This window comes from Gordonia sp. UBA7860 (assembly GCF_002500165.1).
Classification (GTDB): Bacteria; Actinomycetota; Actinomycetes; order Mycobacteriales; family Mycobacteriaceae; genus Gordonia; species Gordonia sputi.
Map to the genome: position 1 here is coordinate 5667 of NZ_DLSO01000049.1, position 3809 is coordinate 9475.

The 3809-nt window shown below is 60.1% G+C and carries 4 protein-coding genes; 1 reads left to right on the plus strand and 3 read right to left on the minus strand.

Translation table 11 applies throughout. The features are described from left to right. The coding region (locus B3T59_RS07290) for a type I restriction-modification system subunit M (RefSeq protein WP_287001867.1) at positions 1–1075 on the minus strand (1075 nt) is incomplete at its 3' end. Between the two features lie 206 nt (positions 1076–1281). Between B3T59_RS07290 and B3T59_RS07295 the strand changes: the two genes are divergently transcribed. Next, positions 1282–1887 carry a hypothetical protein gene (locus B3T59_RS07295; protein ID WP_287001868.1) on the plus strand — a complete coding sequence of 202 codons (606 nt, stop codon included), beginning with the start codon at positions 1282–1284 and terminating at the stop codon, positions 1885–1887. A gap of 778 nt (positions 1888–2665) precedes the next feature. Here the strand turns inward: B3T59_RS07295 and B3T59_RS07300 are convergent. Together B3T59_RS07300 and B3T59_RS07305 are read right to left on the minus strand one after the other, a co-directional pair. Then, positions 2666–3025: a hypothetical protein gene (locus tag B3T59_RS07300; protein WP_287001869.1), complete on the minus strand. Its 360-nt coding sequence runs from the start codon at positions 3023–3025 to the stop codon at positions 2666–2668. Between the two features lie 236 nt (positions 3026–3261). Continuing rightward, positions 3262–3507: an XRE family transcriptional regulator gene (locus B3T59_RS07305; protein WP_287001870.1), complete on the minus strand. Its 246-nt coding sequence runs from the start codon at positions 3505–3507 to the stop codon at positions 3262–3264. Positions 3508–3809: the final 302 nt, after the last annotated feature.

Genomic DNA, 3809 nt, shown 5'->3' on the forward strand with positions numbered 1-3809 from the left:
CCCCGCCGGTGAATAGCGGGGAACCGTTGAGGACGATCGCCAACCGCGATCCGCCCTCGCCGTTCTTTTTTACAGGCACCATCTTGGAGATCAGGTGCAGCAGAAACAGCAACGATCCGTCGGAGACGCGGGGCAGCCCGGGACCGAATCGTCCGGCGAAGCCGCGAACGCGATGTTCTTCGTCGACGGCGCGCTGTTGAGTCTTCCAGTCGACGCCGAACGGCGGATTCGAGAGCAAGTAGTCGAAGTGTCGGCCACGGAAGTTGTCGTCGGTGAGGGTGTCGCCGAGGTAGATGTTGTCGACGTCCTGACCTTTGATGATCATGTCGGACTTACACATCGCGTACGAGCGCGAGTTGATCTCCTGCCCGTACAACACGGGCCGTGCCTTGTGATTCATGTCCAGCAGGTGGTCGTACGCGGTGGAGAGCATGCCGCCGGTGCCCGCGGCTGGATCGTAGACGGTGCGGACGGTGCCCGGCTTGGTGAGCGCATCGTCGGCGGTGGCGAACAGCACGTCGACCATGAGGGCGATCACCTCGCGCGGGGTGAAGTGGTCACCGGCGGCAGCGTTGTTGGATTCGGCGAACTTGCGGATGAGCTCTTCGAAGATCAAGCCCATCTCGTAGCCGTTGACCACCTTTGGGTGCAGGTCGACCGCCGCGAACTCCTTGACGATCAGGTAGAGGCGGTCGGACTTGCTGAGCCGTTCGATGAGGTCTTCCATGCCGAAGCCCTCGAACACGTCGCGAATGTTCGGGGAGAAGTGTTCGATGTAGTCAACCAGGTTGTCGGCGATACCTTCGGCGTCAGAGGTCAACGCACGAAAGTCCCAGCGGGAAGTGTTGTAGAACGAGAGTTTGAACTTGGACTTGAGCACGATGTCCGGGTCGACCTTCGACTTCGCCAGCTTCGTGTGCTCGACGAGGACGTCGTGTTTGGTCGGCTCGAGGATGCAGTCCAGGCGACGGAGAATGGTGAACGGCAGGATCACGTCCCCGTACTGGTTCGGCTGGAACGGGCCTCGCAGCAGCTCAGCGATTTTCCAGATGAGGTTGGCGTTCGTCGTGCTCATGCGTGTGCAGCTCTCCCTTACTTGGCTGCCTCAGAATCTAGTGGGTCACGACGGTCGCCTGTAGGGGACTTCCGGGCGATCGACGAGCTTCACTCCGCAAGGGTCGTGGACTTTGCCACCCGACGCCGGTGCGCGGTGGCTCGTCATTCGTGGTGAGATCGGACGAACGCCTGTCGCTAATCAGATTCAAGTCCCGAGGAGTTTCGTTGTCCGATGCTGCGCCGAGCCCGGAAGAGCGCTTCGCCGAGCTGTCGACGATGCCCGAGTTCGATCTCGTTGCCGAGTTCTTGACCGACTATGGAACGACTGTGCTGACGGACGGACAACGAGATGTTGTCCGGTCATGGTGTGTCAGCGCGCTGCCCACAACTGGCGACCCGGACGACACACAGTTCCGCGCGTGCACCGTCAACGCGGGGCGGATGGAAGTCGTATACCTGCAAGTCCGTGTCGACACCGACGGGCGATGGCTCTTAGGGTGCATCTACGTGCGCCGTACCCATTTCCTCAAGTCGGTCGGTCATTCACTACCTGCGCTGCGCGAACTCTACGATGCCCTCGAATTCGATCCCGATGTGACTTTCAAAGCTGCAAGCCTCAACGACGTTCCGGACGCACTGAGGATCTATTTCGACCTGACAGACCCTGAGTCGGTGGCCCAACTCGAAACCCTGCCCTGGCGAGAGTCAGCACGAGTGCTCGTTGATCATCTGCGCTGCGGCGCTTTGATGCCGAAGTGGTCAGACGCCCACAGCCGAGATCTCGAGAACCTTCTGACTGGGCAATCCGAGACAAGCCTCTCAGAGGTGTAAGGCAAGCCGCGGAGCCGGATCACTGCGGTTCACTATTTGGCTTGCATAAGGGCAGACACAGGCTACCCTATGCTATTGTCCACAGCACAACTTCACACCTGGGTTCAGGCAGCCATCGCATCGCCCCCCCTTGCGTGCGCTGCAGTGACCGGACTCGTTCTGGTCATCATCGCCCTCAGCTTCGTACGCCATCTGAGCGAGACCGATTTCGAGCGACGAGGAGGTGCCGGCATGGACGATGACCCACAGCAGCCCCGAGCACACTGGCAGTATCTGTTGGAGACAATCTGGGCGATCGGCAGCGGCGCGTGCTCTACCGCTGCGATGGCTATCCTGAGCCCAGGTGTTTGAAGCTCACCGTCGGCCGTCGTCTGTCTTACGCGGGCTGCTTTCGCTCCCTGCGGCTCGCTGTGAAATCCATGCCTTCCTCATCTCGCGCAGCTTTCTGTTGTCGCCGGAGTGCCCATCCCGGCAAGCCTTCCATCGACTATCGACAACGACTGAAAGCGACTTGAACATGCCTGATTTGACCGGATCAAGCCCGGCACAAGCAACTCGCCTATGCGGTCGGCAAACCCGTCCCCATCCAGCGGCCTCAAAGCAGAAGAGTGACCAAGACGTTCGGCCTGTCGATGGGCGACCTTCTAGGACTCCTCGATATCTCTGAGGATTCCATCGCCAACGCTGCCATCTCGCGATCGGAGACCGGCGTCATTCTCGTGAGCCACGAACAATTCTGCAACCTCTTCCTCGCGATAGGGATGAGAATCCAATGCGATCATGACGTCGCCGAAATCACGGAGCTCAACGACCAAGACGTAGGGATCACGCCCTTCGCCACGAAAACCGTTACCACGCTTCCCTCGCCGATCTCGTATTTCAGGAAGCCTTCGAGATCCTCGACCACCATTGACTGTCGAATCAAGCACTTCGCGCTGTTAAGACGCCGAACTGCCCGCGCCTGCTCGCGCCCGAACGTACCATGCAAAAGGCTAAGGTCGGCACAATGGAATCCGACTTCGAAGCCGCGTTGGCTCGCGTCCGACGCGCAAACGAACACAGATGCACCCTGTGGGAGCTGGCCGCCGAGCATCTTGCCGATCGTCCGATCAACCAGAGGTTCGACGTCGGTGAGCACGAGGTACGCATACTCGCATCAGCATCCGCACGATTCCCCGTGCAGATGTCCGTCATCTTCGGAGAGTGGTTACACAATCTCCGATCTGCACTCGACGCAACGCTGTACGAGCTGGCAGTGCACGACACTGGCCAGAATCCGCCCTCCCAGGCCGGCCGCCGCCAGTTTCCTGTCGTGACCGACCCGAATAGCTCAGAAGGCCGGCGGTCGCTGGTCTCTCTCAGCAGACTCTCCCCTCACTCGTGGGCGCCCAGTTGCCTGGGATGGATTTCGACTTGCGTCGTGGTATCCACCGCGCGATCGACGCTGATGGTGACGCGAACGCCAACCTGGGTACCCATCGCGACCAACTCGTCCAGCGAAAATTGAGACAGTCTGCCCGCCATGAGCTCTGACACCCGTTGCTGGGTGACGCCGAGTTTCACCGCCGCAGCAGTCCCCGACCAGCCGAAGGACGCGATTTGATCGCGCACCGTACGCATCAACGCCGATCGCAGCCGCCTCGTTGGGACTGTCAGCGATGTCCTTCCACAAACTCATCGCTCCCCACTCTTTCCATCTCAACTCGCACCCGGACAGTCTTGGCAGGACTACAAGGCGGCCGCCGAATCCTGCCGACACTCGAGGATATGTAGACCGACTTCCTCATCAGCCTTCTGGGGCGAGAGTCGATAACGCGCATCTATCGCATTCGAAATACCCGATAGCGTTGAGCGCCACAACGTCCCACCACCTACGACATACTAGTTGAGATTGGTCCCACTGGCAGGTCCCCGATAACCGG